The organism is Sphaerisporangium melleum, from assembly GCF_014646695.1.
GTDB lineage: Bacteria > Actinomycetota > Actinomycetes > Streptosporangiales > Streptosporangiaceae > Sphaerisporangium > Sphaerisporangium melleum.
In genome coordinates this window covers 19,292-41,491 of record NZ_BMNT01000004.1, presented here as the reverse complement: position 1 = coordinate 41,491, position 22,200 = coordinate 19,292, and the positions used below count along the sequence as shown (strand labels likewise).

At 72.5% G+C, this 22,200-nt stretch carries 17 protein-coding genes and 3 pseudogenes; 10 read left to right on the top strand and 10 right to left on the bottom strand.

Translation table 11 applies throughout. The features are described 5' to 3' along the window. Window positions 1-165 precede the first annotated feature (165 nt). Window positions 166-363, bottom strand: a pseudogene (locus IEY93_RS04400) (nucleoside deaminase); the annotation flags it as partial. 209 nt (window positions 364-572) lie between these two features. Here IEY93_RS04400 and IEY93_RS39270 point away from each other — a divergent pair. Together IEY93_RS39270 and IEY93_RS04395 are read left to right on the top strand one after the other, a co-directional pair. Continuing rightward, the gene (locus IEY93_RS39270) at window positions 573-701 is read left to right on the top strand and encodes a hypothetical protein (RefSeq protein WP_268241525.1); all 129 of its coding nucleotides are present in this window, start codon (window positions 573-575) and stop codon (window positions 699-701) included. A gap of 453 nt (window positions 702-1,154) precedes the next feature. Continuing rightward, on the top strand, window positions 1,155-2,486 hold the full coding sequence (locus IEY93_RS04395) for an MFS transporter (protein ID WP_189161656.1): 1,332 nt from the start codon (window positions 1,155-1,157) through the stop codon (window positions 2,484-2,486). Between the two features lie 198 nt (window positions 2,487-2,684). Here IEY93_RS04395 and IEY93_RS39670 read toward each other — a convergent pair. From IEY93_RS39670 to IEY93_RS04385, 3 genes and pseudogenes are all read right to left on the bottom strand, one after another. Then, window positions 2,685-3,002, bottom strand: a pseudogene (locus IEY93_RS39670) (Clp protease N-terminal domain-containing protein); the annotation flags it as partial. A 27-nt stretch (window positions 3,003-3,029) separates the two neighbouring features. Beyond that, window positions 3,030-3,227, bottom strand: a pseudogene (locus tag IEY93_RS37825) (Clp protease N-terminal domain-containing protein); the annotation flags it as partial. A 1-nt stretch (window position 3,228) separates the two neighbouring features. After that, complete coding sequence (locus tag IEY93_RS04385) at window positions 3,229-3,462, bottom strand: RNA polymerase subunit sigma-70 (protein WP_189161654.1); 234 nt, start codon at window positions 3,460-3,462, stop codon at window positions 3,229-3,231. A 178-nt stretch (window positions 3,463-3,640) separates the two neighbouring features. Here IEY93_RS04385 and IEY93_RS04380 point away from each other — a divergent pair, with 178 nt between their 5' ends. After that, window positions 3,641-5,332, top strand: a complete 1,692-nt coding sequence (locus IEY93_RS04380) for an ABC transporter transmembrane domain-containing protein (RefSeq protein ID WP_189161653.1) — start codon at window positions 3,641-3,643, stop codon at window positions 5,330-5,332. A 1-nt stretch (window position 5,333) separates the two neighbouring features. Continuing rightward, a complete protein-coding gene (locus tag IEY93_RS04375; protein ID WP_189161652.1) occupies window positions 5,334-7,085 on the top strand; it encodes an ABC transporter ATP-binding protein in 1,752 nt (583 codons plus the stop codon). Window positions 7,086-7,229: 144 nt separating this feature from the next. On the opposite strand, the gene IEY93_RS04370 is transcribed toward IEY93_RS04375, so the two are convergent. After that, window positions 7,230-9,293 (bottom strand): S9 family peptidase, encoded by a 2,064-nt coding sequence (locus IEY93_RS04370; RefSeq protein WP_189161651.1) that lies wholly within the window; start codon window positions 9,291-9,293, stop codon window positions 7,230-7,232. Window positions 9,294-9,360: 67 nt separating this feature from the next. Between IEY93_RS04370 and mshB the strand changes: the two genes are divergently transcribed. The 6 genes from mshB to IEY93_RS04340 all read left to right on the top strand — a co-directional run bounded on the left by mshB (window position 9,361) and on the right by IEY93_RS04340 (window position 15,487). Next, window positions 9,361-10,275, top strand: a complete 915-nt coding sequence (mshB, locus tag IEY93_RS04365) for an N-acetyl-1-D-myo-inositol-2-amino-2-deoxy-alpha-D-glucopyranoside deacetylase (RefSeq protein ID WP_189161650.1) — start codon at window positions 9,361-9,363, stop codon at window positions 10,273-10,275. 37 nt (window positions 10,276-10,312) lie between these two features. Further along, the gene (locus IEY93_RS04360; RefSeq protein ID WP_189161649.1) at window positions 10,313-10,966 is read left to right on the top strand and encodes a DUF6113 family protein; all 654 of its coding nucleotides are present in this window, start codon (window positions 10,313-10,315) and stop codon (window positions 10,964-10,966) included. Window positions 10,967-11,049: 83 nt separating this feature from the next. Continuing rightward, window positions 11,050-11,511, top strand: coding sequence for a hypothetical protein (locus IEY93_RS04355; RefSeq protein ID WP_189161648.1), 462 nt, complete (start codon window positions 11,050-11,052; stop codon window positions 11,509-11,511). Window positions 11,512-11,877: 366 nt separating this feature from the next. Next, entirely contained in the window at window positions 11,878-12,738 is an 861-nt protein-coding gene (locus tag IEY93_RS04350) for an MBL fold metallo-hydrolase (protein ID WP_229690848.1), read from the top strand. 503 nt (window positions 12,739-13,241) lie between these two features. Next, a complete protein-coding gene (locus tag IEY93_RS04345; RefSeq protein ID WP_189161646.1) occupies window positions 13,242-14,510 on the top strand; it encodes a chymotrypsin family serine protease in 1,269 nt (422 codons plus the stop codon). Window positions 14,511-14,791: 281 nt separating this feature from the next. Further along, on the top strand, window positions 14,792-15,487 hold the full coding sequence (locus IEY93_RS04340; protein WP_189161645.1) for a hypothetical protein: 696 nt from the start codon (window positions 14,792-14,794) through the stop codon (window positions 15,485-15,487). A 55-nt stretch (window positions 15,488-15,542) separates the two neighbouring features. Here the strand turns inward: IEY93_RS04340 and IEY93_RS04335 are convergent, their stop codons facing one another. From IEY93_RS04335 to IEY93_RS04315, 5 genes are all read right to left on the bottom strand, one after another. Continuing rightward, window positions 15,543-15,833: a hypothetical protein gene (locus IEY93_RS04335; protein WP_203967989.1), complete on the bottom strand. Its 291-nt coding sequence runs from the start codon at window positions 15,831-15,833 to the stop codon at window positions 15,543-15,545. Window positions 15,834-15,960: 127 nt separating this feature from the next. Then, window positions 15,961-16,644, bottom strand: coding sequence for a class I SAM-dependent methyltransferase (locus tag IEY93_RS04330; RefSeq protein ID WP_189161643.1), 684 nt, complete (start codon window positions 16,642-16,644; stop codon window positions 15,961-15,963). A 74-nt stretch (window positions 16,645-16,718) separates the two neighbouring features. Further along, window positions 16,719-18,107, bottom strand: a complete 1,389-nt coding sequence (gene cysS / locus IEY93_RS04325) for a cysteine--tRNA ligase (protein WP_189161642.1) — start codon at window positions 18,105-18,107, stop codon at window positions 16,719-16,721. 49 nt (window positions 18,108-18,156) lie between these two features. Next, the gene (locus IEY93_RS04320; RefSeq protein ID WP_189161641.1) at window positions 18,157-20,052 is read right to left on the bottom strand and encodes a sigma factor-like helix-turn-helix DNA-binding protein; all 1,896 of its coding nucleotides are present in this window, start codon (window positions 20,050-20,052) and stop codon (window positions 18,157-18,159) included. A 67-nt stretch (window positions 20,053-20,119) separates the two neighbouring features. Continuing rightward, window positions 20,120-22,195, bottom strand: coding sequence for a UvrD-helicase domain-containing protein (locus tag IEY93_RS04315; protein WP_189161640.1), 2,076 nt, complete (start codon window positions 22,193-22,195; stop codon window positions 20,120-20,122). Between the last annotated feature and the right edge of the window lie 5 nt (window positions 22,196-22,200).

Below are 22,200 nucleotides of genomic sequence, written 5' to 3'. Positions count from 1 at the left end.
GGCCGAGCGTCAGACCGAACAGCGAGCCGTTGAGATCAGCGCCATTCACACCGCCTCCGGTTCGTTCGGCTGAACCCGCTCCTTCCGTACAGTGAAACCCCCCGCGTTCTTCCACATGCCGGTGAGCCATGCGCGGAATCCCCGCGCACCGGCGCACGATGAGTGTCATTCGCCGCGGTGGAACCTGCGGTGCAGCTCGCGCACCTCGTCGGCCAGGCCCGGGACCGGGCCGTCCACGACGGCGCCGGGGACCACCTCCCGGATGGGCAGCGGCCGCACCGGCGGAGCGGGCACGCCGAGCTCGCCGAGCCAGGTGACCAGTTGCTCAGAGGAGGACACGTACACGATGCGGCCGAGCCCCAGCGCCTTCCCAGATGCGATCCGCGCGCTGACACCGCAAGCGGTGCACACGTGCCGTCCGACCTCGACCGTACGGCCCCGGAGGTCATGGCAGGAAGGTGTCATGGGCGTGCAGCTTGCTGCCGCCGAATCGTCTGTTCCGAGGGGTCGGAATGCCGGAGAGTTGTTCGTGCAAGGACAACACGAAAAGCCTCCGAGAAAAGGACGAAGAAATGACCGCCATCACCTTCTCCGCCGCCCGTTCCGCTCGCTCCGCCGGCACCACCTGGGACTCGTACTCGCGCACCGCGGGCACCACCTGGGACGGCTACTCCCGCACCGCCGGCACCACCTGGGACTGAGAATCTCCTTTCGAGAATCAATCGCACCATGTCGAGTGATATCTGAGTGATCCGGCGGGACCGCCCGCCGAGAAGTGAACAGCACGACCCGGCCGACCAGAATCGTCGCCCTCCGCGTACCGGGGCTTGACGGCGTCGCCGGAGAGAACGTGAAAAGCGCGGCACCTTTCCCGCGATCCCTGGACTTCCGCCGGACCTTTCCGGGTTCCATTCCAGGACCTGCTCCAGGACGGCCGCACCGCTCGCCCGGCCACCTCGCCCCCGCTCCGCGTCCGCCTCGCCTCGCCGAGTGCTGTGACCTCTGGGCCTGTCCGGGGTGATTCGGTAATATTGCACCGCTTCATCCCCTTGGTGGCCTCGATTCATCCGCCGATGGCGCCAACCGCGTCCGCGACCTTCGCGGTCGTCCGGGGCTGTCCGCGCCGAGTGCCGTCATCGGGGGGATTCGTGGCCATGTCTAGCGGTATGCGCCGAGCGTCGGTCGTGCTGGCGTACGTCGCCTTCGTGTACGTCGGTGTCAGCGCCGGCGTCGGGGGCGTGCTGCTGCCGTCGCAGATCGCCGACTACCGCGTGGACAACGCCACGATCGGGATCACGTTCTTCACCTTCTCCGCCGGCTTCATGCTCGCCGGGACCACGGCCGGCGCGCTGATCCAGCGCCTGGGCATCCGGCTGACCCTGGCGGTGGGCTGCGGCGCGTGCGTGCTGGCCGCGCTGTACACCGCGACCCTGCCGCCGTTCCTGGCGCTGGTGGCGGTGCAGGTGGTCGCGGGGTACGGCATCGGCATCCTGGAGGCCGCGCTCAACACCTACCTCACCAGGCTGCCCCGGGCCACCACGCTGCTGAATCGCCTGCACGCCTTCTTCGGGGTCGGGGCGCTGCTCGGACCCCTGATGGCCGCGTGGATCATCACCCTGGCGCCGTGGACGGCGGTGTGGCTGGTGCTCGCCCTGCTCGCCCTTCCCCTGCTGGCCGGCTTCCTCGTGATCTACCCCAGGGACGACGTCCCGGCCCGCCGCGAGGAGAGTGCACGCGACGAGGTCCGCACCGGCGTCGACCAGACCCGTCGCGCTGTGGACGGTCCCCCCGCCACCCATGCCGTGGACGCCGCCTCGGGCGCCGCCCACGGTGTCCAGAGCGCGGCGGCTTCTCCAGGTCCGGAGCTGAACGGGCGTGGCCTGCTGGTCCGTGCCCTGCGATCGCCCGCGGTGCTGTTGGCGTCGGCGCTCCTGGCCGTGTACGTCGGCCTGGAGCTCGGTGTGGGCAACTGGGGGTTCAGCTACCTCGTCGAGGAGCAGGCACAGCCGAGCCTGATGGCCGGGTACACCATCAGCGGATACTGGCTGGGCCTCACGCTGGGCCGGTTCCTGATCAGCCCGGCCTCCGCCCGCGCCGGGCTGGGAGTCGCCGGCATGCTCTACGCGTGCCTGGCCGGCGTCACCGCCGCCGCCGTGCTGACCTGGCTGGCGCCGGTTCCTTTCGTGGCCGCCGCCGGTTTCGTGCTGCTCGGCTTCTTCCTCGGGCCGATCTTCCCCACCGTCATGGCGATGGTGCCGAGGCTGACCGACGCGCGCCTGGTGCCCACGGTCATCGGGGTGACCAACGGCGTGTCGCTCATCGGCGGAGCCGTGTTCCCCTGGCTGGCGGGCACGCTCGCGCAACGGGCCGGCATGTGGACACTGATGCTCTTCGCCGTGATCCTCGGCCTGGCGCAACTCGCCTTGTGGCGCTCGGTCGTCACGCGAATGGCCGCCGAACCCGTCCCGGACACGGCGCGCCTGTGATCCGACATTTCTCCCCCTCCACCGGAAAGCAGGCGGCCGCCGCCGGCTGAGCGGACGCCCGCGGCGGTCCGCTCTCCCGAGCGGGCCGCCTGGGACGGCGCAGACGGTGCGACGGTCACCGTGGGGCGGGTCGGTCCATTGATGGCCCCTGGCGGGAGGCGCTCACCTGCATCATCTCTGTCAGTTGAGTTCGGCGCGGATCTCCTGGCGGAGTGTGGTGAGGTCGATGCCGGCTTCGGTCATGACACGGGCGGCCAGGCCGTCGCCCTCGCGGAGGAGGCCGAGCAGGATGTGGCCGTCGCCGATGTAGTTGTGGCCCAGGTTGATGGCCTCGCGCAGCGACAGTTCGAGCACCTTCTTGGCCCGTGGGCTGAAGGGGATGTGCCCGCCCAGGCGCCGTGACGGGCGCCGCGGGTCGCGGTCCAGCGCGCCGGGCCCGAAGGCGGCCTCGACCTTCTGGCGTATCGCGTCCAGATCGATGCCGATCGACTCCAGCGCGTCGGCGTCGATGTCCTCGGCGCCGTCGCCGGTCCGCGACTGGAGTGCGCGGGTCACCGCGTCGCCCGCCGTGTCGTGGTCGAGGCCGTGGCGGGCCAGGACCCGCGCGGCGACCGAGCCGGGCTGGGCGAGCAGCCCGAGCAGGACGTGCTCGGTGCCGATCTTGTCGTGGCGCAGGACGGTGGCCTCGTGCTGGGCGTGGACCACGGCCTGCTGGGCGTCGGCATGGAACCGTTCGAACATCTCATCTCTCCCGTCGTAGCAGTCCGCGGCCGCCCGCGTGCTTCTTGTGGACGGCCTGCCGGGTCACGCCGAGCAGGACCGCGATCTCCTGCCAGGTCCAGCCCTGTTCGCGGGCGTTGTCGACCTGGAGTGCCTCGAGCCGCTCGACCAGAATCCGCAACGCCCGCACGGCCCGCAGGCCCACGGCGGGATCGCGGCTGCCGGCGTCGGCGGCCAGCTGTGCCGTATCGCTCATGTCCGTCAATGTAGGTTGACGGCAGAGGGTCTGTCAACCGCCGTTGACGTCTGATCGTGAGAAGTGGAAGATCTTCACGGAAACTTCGGCCGCACACCGGATTCAGGCAGGTGAATGGGTGCGGCGGCCGGAAATTCGTTTGCCGGGGCTCCTTCCGGGCTGTCAGCCTGAGGGGGTCATGCGCTCACTTCCCGTCGCCGATCCCGGCGTTCCCGATGCCCGCAGCCCGTTCCGGTACCTGTGGTGGATCGCGCGTGGTCAGGCAGGCCCGCTGCTCATCGGCATCGGCTACGCCATCTTGTGGTGGCTGGGGCAGGCGATGGTCCCGCTGACCCTGGGCAAGGCGATCGACGGGCTGACCGCCCGCGACGCCGAGAGCCTGGTGCGCTGGTCGGCGATCCTGCTCGGCCTCGGCGCCCTCACCGCCTTCGGCGGCGTGATGCGCCACCGCCTGGCCGTCTACAACTGGCTGTCCGCCGCCTACCGCACGGTCCAGGTCACCGTCCGCCAGGCCACCCGGCTCGGCCCGACCCTGCCCAAGCGGCTGTCCACCGGCGAGGTCATCAGCGTCGGCAACTCCGACATCGCCAACATCGGCAACGCCGTGGACGTCCTGCTGCGCGGCGTCGGCGCGGTCGTCGCGATCGGCACGGTCACGGTGATCCTGCTGGTCACCTCATCGCAGCTCGGCCTGATGGTGCTGGCCGGCGTGCCGCTGATGGCGGTCGCGGTCACGCCGCTGCTCAGGCCGCTGCACCGCAGGCAGCACCGGCACCGCGACCTGCAGGGCGACCTCGCCACCCGCGCCTCCGACATCGTCGCCGGCCTGCGCGTGCTGCGCGGCATCGGCGGCGAGGCCGTCTTCGCCGGCCGCTACCGCGAGGAGTCCCAGCAGGTCCGCGCGGCCGGCGTCCGGGTGGCCTCCATCGACGCGACGCTGGAGGGCGCCCAGTTGCTGCTCCCCGGCATCCTGATCGCGTTCGTCACCTGGCGCGGCGCGCACTTCGCGCTCGACGGCACGATCACCGTCGGCCAGCTGGTCTCCTTCTACGGGTACGCGCTGTTCCTCGTCGGCCCGCTGCGCACGCTCACCGAGGCGGCCGACCGGCTCACCAAGGGCCACGTGGCCGCGCGCCGGGTCGTCCGCATCCTGTCGCTGGACCCCGAGATCGCCGGCGAGGGCACCGCCACCACCGAGGGCGGCGACCTGGTGGACGCCGCCTCCGGCGTCACGCTGGAACACGGCCGGTTCACCGCCCTGGCCTGCGCCGTCCCCGAGGACGCCATCGCGGTGGCCGAGCGGCTCGGCCACTACACCGCGGCCGAGGTGACCTTCGGCGGCGTCCCGCTCGCCGACCTGCCGACCCGGGAGGTCAGGAGCCGCATCCTGGTCGCCGACAACGCCGCCCGGCTGTTCGGCGGGCGCCTGGCGGACCAGCTGGACGTCAGGGGCCGCGCCGACGCGGACCACCTGCGCGAGGCCCTGCACGCCGCCTGCGCCGAGGACATCGTCGACGCGCTGCCCGACGGGACGGACTCCCAGATCGCCGAGGCGGGCCGGGAGTTCTCCGGCGGTCAGCAGCAGCGCCTGCGCCTGGCCAGGGCGTTGCTCGCCGACCCCGAGGTGCTGATCCTCATCGAGCCCACCAGCGCGGTGGACGCGCACACCGAGGCCCGCATCGCCGACCGGCTCGCCAAGGCGCGACAGGGCCGGACGACGCTGGTCTGCACGACCAGCCCGCTGGTGCTCGACCGCGCCGACACCGTGATCTTCCTGCAGGACGGCCGGGTGCGCGCCGAAGGCGCCCACCGCGCCCTGCTGACCGCGGACCCCGAGTACGCCGCGACCGTGACCCGCGGAGAGGGCTGACATGAGCGCCCAGAGACAGATTCTGCCGGTCGCCGACCAGGCCCAGGTGCGGGCCTACGCGCGGCGGCTCACCCTGAAGTACCCCGGCCGCCTGGCGCTCGCGCTCGGCCTGCACGGCCTGGCCGCCGTCGCCGGGCTCGCCGGGCCACGGCTCCTCGGCGAGCTGGTCGAGGGCGTCCGCGACGGCACGGGCGTGAACGTCGACCAGATCGCGCTGGCGATCGCCGGTTTCATCGCCGTGCAGGCCGTGCTGATCCGCTTCGCCGTCTACGTCTCGGCCAAGCTCGGCGAGAAGGTCCTCGCCGAGCTGCGCGAGGAGTTCGTGGACCGCGTCCTCGCCCTGCCGCTGTCCACCGTCGAGCGCGCGGGCTCCGGCGACCTGGTCACCCGCACCTCGCGCGACGTGGACGCGCTGTCGCGCACCGTGCGGCAGGCCGTCCCCGAGACGCTGATCGCCGTGGTGGCCGGCGCGTTCGTGCTGGGCGCGCTCGCCCTGGTCGGGCCGCTGCTGCTGCTCCCGTCGCTGGTCGCCGTCCCGCTGCTGTGGATCAGCACCCGGTGGTACCTCAAGCGGGCCAGGGACGGCTATCTGCGGGAGAACGCCGCGTACGCCGAGATGACCGACGGGCTGAGCGAGACGGTCGAGGGCGCGAGGACGGTCGAGGCGTTCGGCCTGCAGGGCACAAGGCACGAGCGCACCGACCGGGACATCGCCCGGTCCTGGGCCGCCGAGCGCTACACACTGAGGCTGCGCACCGTGTGGTTCCCCGCCGTGGAGTTCGGCTACGTGCTGCCCATCGTGGCGACGCTGCTGGCCGGTGGCCTGTTCTACCTGAACGGCTGGGTCGCGCTGGCCCAGGTCACCGCGGCCACGCTGTACGTCCAGCAGCTCATCGACCCGCTCGACCGGCTGCTGTCCTGGGTGGACGAGCTGCAGGTCGGCGGGGCGTCCATGGCCCGGCTGCTCGGCGTGGCCGGCGTCCCCGACGACCGCAGCGCGGGCGACCGGCGGCCCGGGGGCGAGCGGCTCACCGCCGAGGACGTCCGGTACGCCTACCGCGAGGGCCACGACGTGCTGCACGGCGTCTCACTGGAGATCGCCCCCGGCGAGCGGCTCGCCATGGTGGGCCCGTCCGGCGCGGGCAAGTCCACGCTGGGCCGCCTGCTGGCGGGCATCCACGGGCCGCGCACCGGGGCGGTCGAGGTCGGCGGCGTCCCGCTGGTCGAGCTGCCGCTTCCCGAGCTGCGCGGGCACGTGGCCCTGGTCACCCAGGAGCACCACGTGTTCCGCGGCAGCCTGCGCGACAACGTGCTCATCGCCCGGCCGGACGCCGAGGACGCCGCCGTGCGGGACGCGCTGGCCGCCGTCGACGCGCTCGACTGGGTCGATGCGCTGCCGGACGGCCTGGACACCCGGGTCGGCTCCGGCGGCCTGGCGGTGTCACCCGCGCAGGCCCAGCAGATCGCGCTGGCCCGGCTGGTGCTGGCCGACCCGCACACGCTGGTGCTGGACGAGGCGACCTCGCTGATCGACCCGCGCGCCGCCCGCGACCTGGAGCGCTCGCTCGCCGCCGTCCTGGCGGGCCGCACGGTGATCGCCATCGCGCACCGGCTGCACACCGCGCACGACGCCGACCGGGTCGCGGTGGTCGAGGACGGCCGAGTCAGCGAGCTGGGCTCGCACGAGGAGCTGGTCGCGGCGCGCGGCGCGTACGCCGCCCTGTGGGAGAGCTGGCACGGCACTCCCCGCTGACCGCCGTCCGTCATCGCGTTCCGTCGACCTGGCCGGGAGTGGCCGCGTCCGGCGTGGCGCGATCTGGTACGGCCCGGCGCCGGTCGGATGCGGCCGGCCCGGGACGGCGGGGCGCTCACCGGGGCGCGCCCCGCCGGGGGCCGGTCAGGCGCCCAGGGACTTGCGGAGGAAGTCGACCTGCAGGTGCAGGAGGTTCTCGGCGACGACCTCCTGCGGGGTCATGTGCGTGACACCCGACAGCGGCAGGACGGTGTGCGGACGGCCGGCGGCCAGCAGCGCAGACGACAGGCGCAGGGTGTGCGCCGCCACCACGTTGTCGTCGGCCAGCCCGTGGATGAGCAGCAGCGCCCGCTGTAGCTTCTCGGCGTCGGCCATCAGCGAGGACCGGTCGTACACGTCCGGCAGCTCGTCCGGGTGGCCCAGGTAACGCTCGGTGTAGGCCGTGTCGTACAGCCGCCAGTCGGTGACCGGAGCGCCCGCGATGGCCGCGTGGAACACGTCCGGCCGGCGCAGCACGGCCAGCGCGGCGAGGTAACCGCCGAACGACCAGCCCTTGATGGCCACCCGGCTCAGGTCCAGGTCGTCGGGGTAGAGCTGGGCGGCGCCCTTCAGCGCGTCCACCTGGTCCTCCAGCGCCGGGGTCGCCAGGTCGTGCAGCACCTCGCGCTCGAACGCGGGCCCGCGCCCGGGGGTGCCGCGGCCGTCCGCGACGATCACGGCGAAGCCCTGGTCGGCGAACCACTGCGACTCAAGGAAGGCCCGGCCGTTCGCCAGCACCCGCTGCGCGTGCGGGCCGCCGTAGGGGTCCATCAGGACGGGCAGCCGCCGCGAGCCGGGGACGTGGTCGCTGGGCAGCAGGACGGCCGTGGCCAGCTCACGCTCGCCCGTGCGTACCAGGGAGACGCGCGGCTCCAGGGCCGGGCGCTCGGCGAGGGAGGCGATGTGCACCCGGCGGTCGCCGCGCCGCACCTGGACGGTGGTGCCGGGGCCGGCCAGGGTCTGGCCGGAGATCAGCAGCGTGCCGCTGGAGAGCAGGCCGGTGTACACGCCGGGCTCCTCGGTGAGCGGGGAGATCGTGCCCGCGGACCAGGTCCACAGGTGGATCTCGGTGGGGTCGCCGCTCGCCCGGAACAGCACGGTGCCGCCGTCCACGCCGAGGACGTCGCGCACCTGCAGGGTCCGCGGGGTCACCGGGGCGTCCCCGACGATCAGCCGCCGGCCGCCCTCGGCGTCGGCCACCCACACCGGCGTCCCGTCCGCCAGATGGGCGGGGACGCCGCCGACGACGTCGATCCACGCCGGGTCGGTGTCCTCGCGGACCGGTTCCGAGGCCCCCGTCGCCGGGTCCACGGCATGCACCCGGATGGCCTTCTGGTCGCGCGGCATGGTGACGATCGACAGGCCGTTCCGGTCCCAGGCGGCGCTCACCAGGTATTCGTCGGAGAACGGCACCGGCACCCGCGAGCCGTCCAGCCCGAGGATCACCAGTTCGACGGTGGCGTTGGCCGTGCCGGCGGCGGGGTAGGCCACGGCGGTGGGCGTACGGGACGGGTTGGCCGGGTCGGCGATGTGCCAGACCTGCACCGGCGACTCGTCCGCCCGTTCGACCAGCAGCGCCGTGCCGTCCGGGGACCACCAGTGGCCGCGCATGCGGTCGAGCTCCTCGGCGGCGATGAACTCCGCCAGGCCGTAGGTCACCCCGTCGGCCTCGGGCGTGGCGAGCGCGCGGTCGGCGCCGCTCGCGAGCTCCTGCACGTGCAGGGCGCCGCCGGTGACGTACGCGACCACGGACCCGTCGGGGGACAGGCGCGGGTCCACGACCGGGCCGGGGGTGTCCAGGCGGCGCACCGAGCCCGCGGCGAGGTCGGCCGCGTACAGGCCGCCGGAGAGCGCGAACACGGCCGTGGTGACCGCGGCGTCGGTGGTGTAGGCGACCACGCCGCCGGCCTGCTCCCTGGCCCGCTCGCGGCGCGCCCGCTCCTCGGCGGGCAGGTCCTCGTCGGCGGCGCCGAGATCGGCCGGATCGACGACCAGGCGCTCGGCGCCGGAGGTGAGGTCGAGCTCCCACAGGCATGTGACCGGGTCCGTGCCCGAGCGGCTGCGCAGGAAGACGACACGCCCGCCGTCCGGGGTGATCGTGAACCCCCTGGGGATGCCCAGGGTGAAACGACGGGTCCTTGCGTAAAGACGGGGAAAGCTCTGGCTCATGCCCTCATCCTGCCAGGTCGGCTCATGGGCAAGCCTGTTTGTCGGTGTGGTCGGCTAGCCTCGGGCCATGACCGATCGTCGATTGTTGTTGGTGCACGCCCACCCCGATGACGAGACCAGCGGCACGGGCGCCACGATGGCCAGATACGCCGCCGAGGGCGCCCAGGTCACGCTGGTCACCTGCACCCTCGGCGAAGAGGGCGAGATCGTCGTGCCCGATCTCGCGCACCTCGCCGCCGACAAGGAGGACCGGCTCGGCGAGCACCGCGTCGGTGAGCTGGAGGCCGCCTGCAAGGCGCTCGGCGTCGACGACCACCGCTTCCTCGGTGGCGCGGGCCGCTGGCGCGACTCCGGCATGATGGGCACCCCCGCCAACGACCACCCGAACAGCTTCTGGCGCGCCGACCTGGACGAGGCGGCCGGCGAGCTGGTGAAGATCATCCGCGAGGTCCGGCCCCAGGTGCTGGTGACCTACGACGAGAACGGCTTCTACGGCCACCCCGACCACATCCAGGCCCACCGCGTCTCGTGGCGGGCGGCCGAGCTGGCCGCCGACCCGGCGTTCGGCGCCGGCGAGCCGTGGCAGGTGGCCAAGTTCTACTTCACCACCATGCCCAAGTCCCTCCTGCGGCGCATCGGCGAGGCCATGCGTGAGGCCGGGGTCGAGTTCCCCGACCCCGGTGAGTCGGGCGACCTGCCGTTCGGCGCCGAAGACTCCGAGGTGACCACGGTGATCGACGCGCATGCGTACGCCGAGGTCAAACTCGAGGCGATGCGCGCCCACCGGTCGCAGATCGATCTCAGCGACCCGTGGTTCTCCTCGTTCCAGGGCGACAGCCCGTGGCCGCAGGGCATCGAGCACTACATCCTCAAGATCGGCGCCAGCGGGCCGGCCGGGCGGCAGCTATCGGTCGATCAGGGGGGCCTCGGCGAGCCGGGCGACCGTGAGGACGATCTCTTCGCGGGCATCGCCCAGCCTTGACACGATCTCGCCGGGGGCATCGGCTAGCCTTCGCAATATGGACGAAGACCAGGCCAGGGCCGACGCGTTCCGTCCGGCCAGGGCCGATGCCCGCCGCGATGGGCGGCGCGCCGACGCCCCCCGCGACGGGGACGCCCACCCCGCGGGGCCGGGCGGCGTCTCCCCGGCGGAGCCGTGGGTCGCCCCCGACGGCGCCCTCGGCGACGAGCGGTCCGTGGCCGGCGCCTTCCCTGCGGACACGGCGCATGCCGAGGTGCCGCCATGGGCGGCCGACGAGGGGGAGGAGACCGAGAACGCCGCGGTGACCGGCGCCGCGTACGGGACGCTCTTCGTGCTCGGCGTGGTCTTCGGCGTGGTGTCCGGGCTGGAGCACTCGTGGGGCGTCGGCGACCTGGTGCCGCCCGTCCCGATCGCCCTGTCGCTGCTGCTGTTCGGCCTGCTCTACACGGCCGGCCGGCTGATGGGCAGCAAGCTCGGTGCCTTCGTGCCCGGCGCGGGGTGGATGCTCGCCGCGCTGGCCTTCGCGGTCGAACGCGCCGAGGGCGACCTGATCGTCGCGGCCACCCCCGCCGGCTACTGGTACCTCTGCGGCGGGGCCATCGCCCTGGTGGCCGCCGTCCTGCTCATCCCCTCGTCCGGGTCGTGGCTGTTGCGGCCCCCGCCGTTCAGCGGAGCGAGGCCGGTCCGTTGATCCGGGAGGGTCGCCACCGCCGTCCGGCCGCCCTTGACAGCTCGCGTCTACCGTCCGCCTCCGCACTGAGCGACAATCGAGTCATGCGCGGTCGGCACCGGGCGCGGCAGGTCGTGAACTTCCTGAACCTGTCCACGCCGCTCGGGTTGCTCATCGCCGTGATCGGCCGGGCCAGGGTGCGACGCGGCGAGCATGGCCTGCTGTACGCCCACGGGTACCGCGTCCGGTTCCCGGTGGCCGGGGCGTTCACCGTGGGCAACGTCGTGCTGACCGCCCAGCGGGAGGGTTACCTGACCGGGGCGCTGCTGCGGCACGAGTCCCGGCACGCCACGCAGTACGCCTACTGCGTCGGCCTGCCGCTGCTGGTCCTGTACGTGCTCGCCGCCGGGGTGTCGCTGGTGATCTGCGGCCATCCCGCGTCGTGGAACGTCTTCGAACGCCTCGCCCACCTGGAGGACGGGGGGTATCAGCGGCATCCGGTCCGCTGGCGGCGCCGCGCCCTGGACCGGGCGGGGAGACCGCAATCGGAGTCGTTACCCCGCTGACGGGCACACTGTGGAGGAGCTTTCCGGCGATCCGGTCGGCATCCGGGAGGACATGACGGATACCTCGTACGGCTGAGGCATGTTTTTCGCACACGGGGGATCATGCAGCAGGAGTGGTGATTCCCCTACGGAACAACCTGCCTCCACTCGGTGACGAACAGGAGGGTCTCAATGTCGCGTACCGTCAGCCCCGAGGTCTCCCCGGACACTCCGCCGGTCCAGACCGTGTCACCACCGGCACCTCTGTCACCACCGTCACCGCCGGTGACGCCTTCCCCTCAGCCGATCGCCCCGCCACCGCGCCGGACCTTTCCCGCCGATTTCAAGGACCGCCTGACCTGCCCGTTGCCCGACTATCGCGAAATCGTGAGCGTCACCTGGCACGGCGGGCTCCGGCCGGACATCGGCGACGTCGACCAGATCCCGGTGCTGCGCGCCGGTCTGCCCCCGGTGACCGCGAAGGACGCCGCGATCACCTGGGTGGGCCACGCCACCTACGTGCTGCGCATCGGCGGGCTGACCGTGCTGACCGACCCCGTGTGGTCGCGCAAGATCCCGGGTGTGCGGCAGCGGCTCACCCCGCCCGGCCTGGCGTGGAGTGACCTGCCGCCCGTGGACGCCGTCGTGATCAGCCACAACCACTACGACCATCTGGACGCTCCGACGATGCGCCGTCTGCCCAGGCACACGCCGGTCTTCGTCCCGGCGAACCTGGCTCGGTGGTTCACCCGCCGGGGGTTCACGAACGTCACCGAACTCGACTGGTGGGAGAGCGTCAGCGTCGGCGAGGTGAGCTTCGACTTCGTGCCCTCCCATCACTGGAGCCGCCGGACGCTCTTCGACACCTGCAAGTCCCTGTGGGGCGGCTGGGTGCTGACCTCTCCGCACCAGCGCGTCTACTTCGCGGGCGACACCGCCTACGGTGACCGTTTCCAGCAGATCGGCGACCGTTATCCGGGCATCGACCTCGCTCTCATGCCGGTGGGCGCGTACGAGCCGCGCTGGTTCATGCACGTCACCCACGTGGATCCGGCCGAGGCAGTGCAGGCGTGCGCGGACGTGGGCGCCCGGCGGATGGCGACCATGCACTGGGGCACGTTCGTCCTGTCCGGCGAGCCGCTGATGGCCCCGGTGCAGGAGACCCGCGCCGCCTGGATCGCGGCCGGTCGCGACCGCGCCGACCTGTGGGACATGGCCATCGGCGAGACCCGCGTCCTCACCGGCTGACCGTCTCGATGGGGCCCCGCCCCGCCGGCCCGCGGGCCGGCGCGGCGGGGCTCTGCCGTTCTCCCGCAGGCGTCTTTCCGCCGCGTCAGCGGCGACCACCGTGTCGAATCCGGGCGGTCGCCCGGTGACCGAGGCTGTTTCCATACGATTCGCCTGCTGGTCCCGGACTATACGAAGTCGTTTGCCGAATGCGATTCTCCCGGGGAAGCGGCCGAAGCGAAAGATCCGCCGCCGCTGATCATAAAGAGGCGGACATTCGTCGTGTCCAGAAGCGGACATGGCGGGAAATGATCTATTGGCCGGGATTCCGCGCTGCCAGCGCAGGTGGTGGATCGGTGCTCCGTGGCCGACCGCATTATGGGCGAATCCGGAAACCCGGCATGCGGCCGACCGACAATGCTTCTTTACCAGCAGGGGAATCCGTGGTCAAGGCATTGATTACGCGGTAAATGCCTGGAATATCTGATGCGTCCCCGCAAGCAAGGCTACGGAGGAACATTCCCGTGGAATCCCCCCTGCGCACCACACGAGCCCCTCGGGTCACCCGCCGCCTGGCCGTGGTGATGGGAGTCGCCCTGGTCACGGTCGGGCTGGGTGCCGCCCAGGCCGGCGCGGCCCCCGCCCCGACACCGGTCAAGGACACCACCGCCCACGCCATCGAGTCCGGCACGGTTCCGGGCGGTTTCGCCTCCTGGAAGGACCTGCTGGCCACCCAGGAGAAGCTGGTCAAGGCCGCCGACCGCCTCACGGCCGAGGTCAAGGCGCAGGGCGGCGCCGGGTTGGCCGGCATCGTCGCGGCGCCGGAGAACCACGAACTGCGCGTCTACTGGAAGGGCGGCACCCCCAAGCGCATCGGGGACCTGGTCGGTCAGTTGCGCCGGGACGTCCCGGTCAGCGTCCTGCCCGCGGCCTACTCGGCGCGTGAGCTGGAGCGCGAGATGAACCGCCTCGCCCGCAAGTCCGGCGACGCGATCACCTCGATCGCGGCCAACGTCGACGGCTCGGGCCTGACGGTGTCGAGCGCCGACCTCGGCCTGGCCCGTCCCAAGATCGCCGACGCCGCGGTGCCGGTCACCCTGGAGGCCGGCGTGAAGCCGGAGCTGACCTCCCGCTGGGACGACTCCTCGCCCTGGTGGGGCGGCGCGGCCTGGCGCAACGCCAGCACCGGCGGCGGCTGCTCGACCGGCTTCGCCGTCTCCTACGGCGGGTCGACCAGGATGCTGTCCGCCGGCCACTGCGGCGACGTCGGCCAGACGGCCACCGACCCGACCGGGCAGGTGATCGGCCCGATCTCCTACGACAACAACAGCTATGACGTGAACCTGATCAGCGCCAGCACCCAGGGCCGTGTCTACAACAACTCGGGGTCGACCGAGGGCGGCAACCCCGTCATCGGCACCTCCAGCTCGTACGTGGGCCTGTGGGTCTGCACCTCCGGCGCCTACTCGGGCACCAACTGCAGCATCCAGGTGCAGCAGGTCAACGTCACGATCAACGTTGGCTACCTGATCTACGGAACCGTCCGGGCCGAGCAGTCGGCGCACACCAACGCCGTCGGCCAGGGCGACAGCGGCGGCTCGGTGGAGGTCGTCAACCCGTCCAACACCACGCAGGTGTACGCGGCGGGCGTGAACACCGCCATCGACACCAGCACCGCGGTGCCCTGCACCGGCTATGTCACCAGTGGCCGCACCTGCGCCTGGCGGATGTACTACGCGCCGTGGAGCAACGCGACCACCGCCTTCCCGGGAATCGCGATCTTGACCAGCTGACGCGGTACTGATCGAAAAAGAGGCCGGTGTTCACCCACCGGCCTCTTTGTTTTCCCGGTGAACCTTCTTTCCCATTGACCGGGTTCCCGCCCGCGCCTCCTGGCAAAATGATCGCGGGGCGGGCGACATCCGATCTGACGAGTGGACAAGTCCCGGGAAAGGCGGGGTCGTTGATCCTCGCGAACGCCGCGCCGGGTGAAATAACGGTGAACGGTCCGTCCCGGATATTCGTCTTATCTTCGTCAGGCGCGCGAGAGCCCGGTCCGGTCAGGAGGATCATCATGAACGGGAAGCATCGCACGAGAACGGCGGTCGCATTCCTCGGCTGCGTGCTCACCGCCACGACGGCCTGCGCCGCCGCCACCCCACCCGGCGGTGACGCCGCCCATCCCGCCGGCACCCCGGCCCCGAGCCCGGAAGGTCCCGCATCCTCCGGCGCCCCCGGACCCGGCCCCGGAACGCCGGCGCCGGGGCCAGGCGACCCCGCGATCGCCGGGCCCCCGTCCGTGGGGCCGAGCCCTTCCCGGCCCTCCGGGACGAGCGGGCAGCAGGACCTGGCCGCCCTCGCGGGCCGGGTCGAGGGCTACCTGCGGCAGCGCTTCCCCGGCCAGTACGCGGGCGTGGTCCTCGACGTGCGCGGCCGTCAGGTGATCGTCTACCGGCGCCCGTCGGCCGCGCTGGACGCCGCCCTGCGCAGGGAGTTCCCCGGGGCGCCGCTCAGGCCGCGCGACGCCGCCCACTCGGCCCGCGAGCTGGACAAGATCGCGCGGCGGGTCACCGCGGACGTGCCGTACTGGGCGGCCCGCGGCATCACGATCACCTCGATCGCCGTCCTCCCGGACGGCGCGGCCGTCGAGGTCGGCACCAGCGACGTCGCCAAAGCCACCCGCGAGCTGCCGAAACGCTACGGCAGGGCGCCGCTGAAGATCATCGGTGCGACCCCCACACTGCTCACCCCGCCGACCGCGACCGGATGACCCCCGTACCGGAGGCCCCCGGCGGTTCGCGGCGTCCAAAGCCGGGCAGGTGACGTCAGGCGTCCAGACTGACGGTGACGACGACCCGGCCCGCTTTGCCACGGTGGGCGACCGCATGCCCGGTGCGGTCGACCCCGTCCAACTCCAGCGATATCGGACCGCCCTGGTCCGCGAAATTGCGCCACCATGTCTTGGAGTCAGGGAGCATGACGTCGATGGTGACGGTGTCACCCGCGCGCCGGAAGGCGACGGGTGTGCTGAATGTACGTCCCGAGCGGCGTCCGGTGTAGGTGACCACCGTGAGATACCTCCTGATCAGGCGGCCCAGGCGAGGCGAGGAACGCATCGCCAGGACCCAGGAGTTGAATCGGCCGGCCGCTCGCTTCGGAAATGACCGTTGGTTCGGCACCGAACCTCCATCCGACGGGTGTCTCTAGCCGCCAAGATAGCCAGACGGGCGCCCGGACGCGTGATCAGGCGGGTTTGCGGGCGAGCAGGCACGCCTGGGGGGTCTTCTCGCGCTCGCCCTGCTCGCGCAGCATCTGCACGGACACCGTGAAACCGGCCCGGCGCAGCAGGCCGGCGATGCCGTCGGGGGAGAGACGATGGAACACCAGCGAGACCTGGTGGCCGAACGCCTCGGTGTAGGACACCGGCTCGTCGCCGACCTGGAAGGCGAGCAGCAGGTGACCGCCGGGGGCGAGCACCCGGTGGAACTCGGCGAGCACGCCGGGCCGGTGCTCGGGTGGGATGTGGATGAGCGAGTACCACGAGACCAGCCCGGCCAGCCCGCCGTCCGGCAGGTCCAGCGCCGTCATCGAGCCTTCCTCGAACCACAGGCCGGGGTAGGTCTCCCGGGCGATCGCCACCATCCGCGGCGACAGGTCGATGCCGAAGATGTCCACCCCCAGCCCGTGCAGGTGCGCGGTGATCCGCCCCGGCCCGCACCCCACCTCGACGACCGGCCCTCGCCCGGCCGACCGGCCGTCGGCCCGGTCGGCCACCGCCCCGCCACCGGCCCGCACGATCTCGGCGAACGCGGTGAGCAGCCCTCGATCCACCGGCGGGGCCAGCTCGCCCTTCACCATCTCCACGTAGTCGCCCGCGATGGCGTTGTATCCCGCGCGCGTGTCTGCCAGAAAGGACATGTCAGTCATGCCGGAGCACTGTAACGAACCGGCGCTCCAGGCGCGTGCAGGTTCGAGGGCCCGGCGAGGGGTGTCCGCTCGGGTCAGGACCAGGTCTGGCCCTGGGGGGTGTCGGTGACCTTGACGCCGAGGACGGCGAGTTCGTCCCGGAGGCGGTCGGAGGCGGACCAGTCCTTCGCCTCACGGGCCTTGGCGCGGGCCTCCAGCAGCTCGGCGGCGCCGGGCGGCAGGACGGGTACGGCGGGGGGCCTGCCGATGTCCGCCGACAGGTCGAGGCCGAGGACGTGGTCCAGGTGCAGGAAGGTCTCGAAGCGGGAGCCGGGCGCCACCGACTCGTCGCGCTCCAGCTCGCGCAGCACCCGCAGCGCTGTCGGGGTGTCCAGGTCGTCGTCGAAGGCGTCCTGGACGCGGCGGGCGTGGTCGGCCGCGATCGGCCGGCTCGGGGACTCGGCCCACTCGGCGACGCGCTGCCGCCAGCGGCGCAGGGTGCGGTCGGCGGCGTGCAGGGTCTCCCAGGTGAGGTTCATCTGCTGGCGGTAGCGGTGCTCCAGGAAGGCCAGGCGCACCGCCAGGGGGTCGAGGCCGGCGTCGACGACATCGGAGAGCAGGACGACGTTCCCGGTGGACTTGGCCATCTTGCGGCCGTCGAACAGCAGGTGCTCACCGTGCACCCAGTGCTTGACGACGTCGTGGCCGACGGCGGAGTTGGACTGGGCGCGCTCGTCCTCGTGGTGCGGGAAGCGCAGGTCCTTGCCGCCGGTGTGCACGTCGATGTGCTCGCCGAGGAACCGCAGGGACATGGCCGAGCACTCGATGTGCCACCCGGGGAAGCCCCGGCCCCACGGGGCCTCCCAGGTCATGTCGCGGTCGGTGCCCTTCCACAGCGCCCAGTCGGCGTGGAAGCGCTTGCGCGGGTCGACGCCCTCGACGCGGTGGCCGGGCTTCAGCGCGTCCAGCCGGTTGCCGGAGATCTCGCCGTAGGAGGGGAAGCTGCGGGCGTCGAAGAACACCGAGCCGTCGTCCACGGCGTAGGCGTGCCCCATCTCGATCAGCTTGGCGATCAGCTCGATCATCAGATCGATGCTCTCGGAGGCGCGCGGGGTGTGCTCGGGGGCGCGCATGTTGAGCGCCGCGGTGTCGCGGCGGAAGGCGTCCTCGTAGAAGCGGGCGATCTCCAGCGCCGAGCGGCCCTCGGCGCGGGCCTGCCGCAGGATCTTGTCCTCGCCGGTCGGGTCGATGGCGTCGTCGTCGACCAGGTGGCCGACGTCGGTGATGTTCTGGCACACCACCGCGCGCACATGGTGGCGTTCGAGCACCCGGCTGATCAGATCGGGCAGGAGGTAGGACCGGAGGTTGCCCACGTGGGCGAACCGGTAGACGGTCGGGCCGCAGGTGTACACGCGCACGGCCCGGCCGTTCTCGGGGACCATCGTCTCGGGTCGCCTGGTCCGGGTGTCATACAACCGCAGCATGCCACCGAGCTTAGGCGATGGATCACCCCGTGTCCCCGGCCGATCTCGGTCATGGGGCCTCGGGGTCGAGGAAGGCCAGGATGTCGCGGTCGCCGCGCTCGCGCAGCCGGGTGAGGATCTCCTCGCGGGAGGCGCCTTCCGGCAGGCCGATGCGCGCCCCGATCAGCCGCAGCGCCTCGGCCTCCGAGGCGACGGGCGCGGTGTACCCGATCAGGTGCAGCGCCATGTTGATCGGCGGCAGCCCGGTGGCGGCCTGCGGCAGGTACCGGGTGAGCAGTTCGCCGCCGTCCGACACGGTCAGGAAGATCGAGTCGCCCTCGCCGGCGTTGTAGTCGGCCAGCACCGCCCGGATGGACCCCATCGTCGGCTGGTTGTGCCAGCTGATCATGACGTCCCCGGACGGGGTCGAGGTGGTGAGCTGGCCGCCGGGGGCCATGCCGAGGTGGGCGGCGAAGCCGGTGGGCAGCGGCGACCCCGAGCCGCGCAGGTGCTCGGCGTTGACGTCCACCCGGTGCCACCAGCGCCCGTCCCGGCTGCGGAAGGACCGGCGGGTCATCGACACGTCGCGGCGCGGCTGGTACGGCTCCGCCTGCTCGGGCGCGGCGACGCGGATCCAGCCGCGCTGGGTGCGCTCGAACCCGGGCCCCCCGGCGTAGGCGCGCACCGAGCTCTCGCTGACCTCGTAGCGGGTGGTGAGGTTGGCGACGATGCTGTTCACCGACGCCTCGCCGCCGGCCCGCTCGATCTCGCGGACGATCATCTCGCGGATGCCGATGTACTCTTCGCCGCCCCAGCGGGCCAGCCCGTACCGGTTGCGGTCGACGCGCAGGAAGCGGTCGTCGGCGGTGAGCTGGTTGCGGATGCCGACCAGGCTGTAGTCCTCGCCGATGCGGCTCTGGATCTCCTCGGGGCTGAGCGGGCTCTCGGCGACGGCGAGCACGGCCTCGGCCTTCTCGTTCACACTGCGCGGCCAGGGGACCACGTGGCCCTCCAGGATGCGCAGGTGCGGCACCGAGGCCAGCCAGCGCTCGGCGACGTCCTCCCGGATGCCGAGCTGGGCGACCATGCCGACCGCCTCGGGCAGCTTCACCGGGCCGTCGGTGAAGAGCTGACGGGTCTTCTCCTTGAGCTCTTCCGCGCCGCCGGCCACCAGCCAGCCGTCGGCCTGCTCGTACCCGGTGAGCAGGTTGCGGATGAACCGCCAGGCGGGCAGGCGAAGCGTACCGAGCTCGGCGCGGTGCCAGGGCGCGGCGGCGGCGAGGTCCTCGCCGGGGACCGCCGAGCCCAGACTGGTGCGTAGCCAGGCCAGGTGGGCGGCGAGCGGGGTGGCCTCGGGGGTGGCGAGCCTGGCCTGCACGTGGTCGCGCAGGTCGCGTTCGATCTGCCGGATGCGCTCACGGGTGACCGAGAAGCGCTGGGCCAGCTCGTCCAGCGTGACCCGCCGCTCGGCGTAGACGCGGTCGGCGGCGATGGCCCGCTGCCGCTCGTCCAGATCGGCGAAGATGCCGTCGATCAGCTCCGGCAGGGATCGCTCGGCCGCGCCCCCGGCGCCGGTCGCCGCGGGCGCCGCGGCGGTCGCCGCAGAGGGGATGGGGGGCGCGTCGGCGGGCGCGGTGCCGGTCTCGGAGGCCAGCAACCGCGACAGCACGCCTGCGAACAGGGGGAAGACCTCCTCGCGCGACTGCGGGGTCTTCAGAGACTTGTCCGGGTCGGTCATCCGGAGCAGGGGCAGGATGTCGCCCAGGGGGAGATGCCCCCAGCAGGTCATGGCCATGTCGGCCAGCCGTCCCGCCACCTGTGCGGTTCCGGCGATCAGGCAGGCGCGGTCCAGGGGGAGCGCCTGCCACCACGCGTCGGGGAGACGGGGGTCGCGCGCGATCGGCTCCACCTGGCTCGGAGCTGTCCAGCGCAGGGGGGGCACGATATCGCTAAGGCTCAGATTCATGGGGGTCCAACCGGCATGGGGCTTGAGTCGGGATGACTCGCTCTTGTCCGCAGTTCAGGTTATTGGGTCACGGTGGCAGGAAGGGACTTGCGCGGCCGGAATAGGACACATAGAGGCGTTCCGCCGCCCTGGTGCACGCCATGTAGAGCAGGCCACGCTCCCGCTGAAGGTCGTGCGCACGGGCCGTCGGATCCTCCGCGGCCGGGGTCAGCGTGTCCGCCGCGGGCACCACGCCGTCGGCCACGCCCACGAGCGCGACCCGGCGGAACTCCAGGCCCTTCAGCCCGTGCAGGGTGCTGACCCGGACGCTCGCCTCGGCCGCGCCGAGCACGGCCTTGGCCTCCTTGACCATGTCACCGGTGCGCGCCGCCACCGCGATCTCGCCGGACGGCACGCCGTCGCCCAGCCACGAGGTGACCAGGACGGCCAGCCCGGCCAGCTCGGCCTCCGGCGAGGTGTACTCGCGCACCTCGGGACGCCGGCCGGGGTGGGTGGCGCGGAAGCCCACCAGTTCGGTGACCCCGTCCACCAGGCCGTCGGCCGGGCCGCCGCCGCGCAGCCGCACCGCCCAGCTGAGGATCTCCTGCGGCAGGCGGTAGGAGATGGACAGCCGGTGCGTCTCGGCCTTGATGCCGAGCGTGCTCAGCGCCACCCGCGTGTCGAAGATGCGCTGGTGCGGGTCGCCGGCGATGAACAGGTCGTCCGGGCCGGGCGGCACGGCGGCGCGCAGCAGCCGCCACTGCGCCGGGTGCAGGTCCTGGGCCTCGTCGACCACGATGTGCCGGTACGGCTCCCGCCGCGGCGCGTCGTCGCCGAGCAGGTCGCCGGTGTCCCGGCCCAGCAGCATGGACGCCTCGGCGGCGAGCTGGAGCAGCGTGCGCCTGCCGGTGGCGCGCAGCCGCCCGGTGACGTGCTCGATGGCCTTCCAGACGTAGGTGCGTTCCTCGTCGTCCAGCTCGACGCTGCGGCCGGGCCGCCGGGCGGCGAGGTACTCCTGCAGGGTGCACAGGTTCTGCGCGAGGATGACCTGCTCCCACTCGCGCAGCAGGAACGCGGGGCTGTGCAGGTCGCCGCAGATGCCCGCCGCCTCCTGCCACAGGGTGGCGAGGTCGGGGCCGCCGACCAGCAGCGGGGGACGGCCCTCGGCCTCGGCGACGATGCGGTGGGCGAGCCGCTCGGCGTTGCCCACTTCGATGCGCTCGCGGGCCTGCCGGTCCTCGATCAGCACGTCCAGCTTGGCGGCCACGTCGGCCGCCACGGCCTGGGAGAACGTCACGAGCAGGATCCGGCCCTCGCCGGCGCGGGCGAGGTGGGCGGCGCGGTGCAGGGCGACCAGGGTCTTGCCGGTGCCGGCCCCGCCGGTGACCAGCACCGACCCCTCGTACTCGCTCTGGTGGGCCAGCCGGTGCTGCGCGGGGGAGAGGAAGGTGCACCAGCGCGGGAGGGACAGCACACGCTCGAGGTCCGCCGGGCCGGGCACGAACGCCGCCCGGCCGGGGGTGCGTTCGAGCGCGGCGGGCAGGTCGGTGACGTCCACCTCGGCCTCGCCGGGCGGGACGGCCGCCTGCGCGTCCAGCGCCTGCCGGGCCTCGGCCATCGAGCCGCCCCGGCCCAGCACCCACAGCGGGGCGTACTGGCTCTCGGGCAGCAGCGGCTCCAGCGCCTCCAGGTTGACGTCCGTGGTGATCAGCCGGACCAGCGGGACGAGCAGGGCGTCGATGCCCAGCTCGAGCAGGTCGGTCTCGGGGACGTGGCCGAACAGGCGTTCCCCGGTGGAGCCGGCCGAGCGGCGCAGGGCGGGCTCGACCCGTTCGAGCGCCTCGGCGTCCCACACCTCGGCGACCCCGATGGCGGCGTTGACCGAGAACCGGTGCCGCTGGGCGTACGACCACGCCTCGGCGTCGGGCAGCACGGTGAGCATCCAGTACACGTCCCGCTGGCGCACCACCACCGCGCGGCACCCGTCGGCGAGCCACAGCGTGGCCACCCGAGGGTCGCGGGTGTTGCGCACCCGCTCGGGATGCGGCGCGGTGGTGGTCTGCTCCAGGAACCGGCGCATGGCGATCACCGCGTCCCGGCGGGTGGGCCGGGTGAACGCGTCGAGGTCCGCGAGGACCTCGGGAGCGATCGCGAGCCGGGGCATGCGGC

Excerpts from the sequence above, each read along its gene's own strand:
- IEY93_RS39270 (WP_268241525.1), top strand. The coding sequence starts at position 573 with ATGACCGCCATCACCTTCTCCGCCGCCCGTTCCGCTCGCTCCGCCGGC.
- IEY93_RS04395 (WP_189161656.1), top strand. The coding sequence starts at position 1,155 with ATGTCTAGCGGTATGCGCCGAGCGTCGGTCGTGCTGGCGTACGTCGCC.
- IEY93_RS04385 (WP_189161654.1), bottom strand. The coding sequence starts at position 3,462 with ATGAGCGATACGGCACAGCTGGCCGCCGACGCCGGCAGCCGCGATCCC.
- IEY93_RS04380 (WP_189161653.1), top strand. The coding sequence starts at position 3,641 with ATGCGCTCACTTCCCGTCGCCGATCCCGGCGTTCCCGATGCCCGCAGC.
- IEY93_RS04375 (WP_189161652.1), top strand. The coding sequence starts at position 5,334 with ATGAGCGCCCAGAGACAGATTCTGCCGGTCGCCGACCAGGCCCAGGTG.
- IEY93_RS04370 (WP_189161651.1), bottom strand. The coding sequence starts at position 9,293 with ATGAGCCAGAGCTTTCCCCGTCTTTACGCAAGGACCCGTCGTTTCACC.
- mshB (WP_189161650.1), top strand. The coding sequence starts at position 9,361 with ATGACCGATCGTCGATTGTTGTTGGTGCACGCCCACCCCGATGACGAG.
- IEY93_RS04360 (WP_189161649.1), top strand. The coding sequence starts at position 10,313 with ATGGACGAAGACCAGGCCAGGGCCGACGCGTTCCGTCCGGCCAGGGCC.
- IEY93_RS04355 (WP_189161648.1), top strand. The coding sequence starts at position 11,050 with ATGCGCGGTCGGCACCGGGCGCGGCAGGTCGTGAACTTCCTGAACCTG.
- IEY93_RS04340 (WP_189161645.1), top strand. The coding sequence starts at position 14,792 with ATGAACGGGAAGCATCGCACGAGAACGGCGGTCGCATTCCTCGGCTGC.
- IEY93_RS04335 (WP_203967989.1), bottom strand. The coding sequence starts at position 15,833 with ATGCGTTCCTCGCCTCGCCTGGGCCGCCTGATCAGGAGGTATCTCACG.
- IEY93_RS04330 (WP_189161643.1), bottom strand. The coding sequence starts at position 16,644 with ATGACTGACATGTCCTTTCTGGCAGACACGCGCGCGGGATACAACGCC.
- cysS (WP_189161642.1), bottom strand. The coding sequence starts at position 18,107 with ATGCTGCGGTTGTATGACACCCGGACCAGGCGACCCGAGACGATGGTC.
- IEY93_RS04320 (WP_189161641.1), bottom strand. The coding sequence starts at position 20,052 with ATGAATCTGAGCCTTAGCGATATCGTGCCCCCCCTGCGCTGGACAGCT.
- IEY93_RS04315 (WP_189161640.1), bottom strand. The coding sequence starts at position 22,195 with ATGCCCCGGCTCGCGATCGCTCCCGAGGTCCTCGCGGACCTCGACGCG.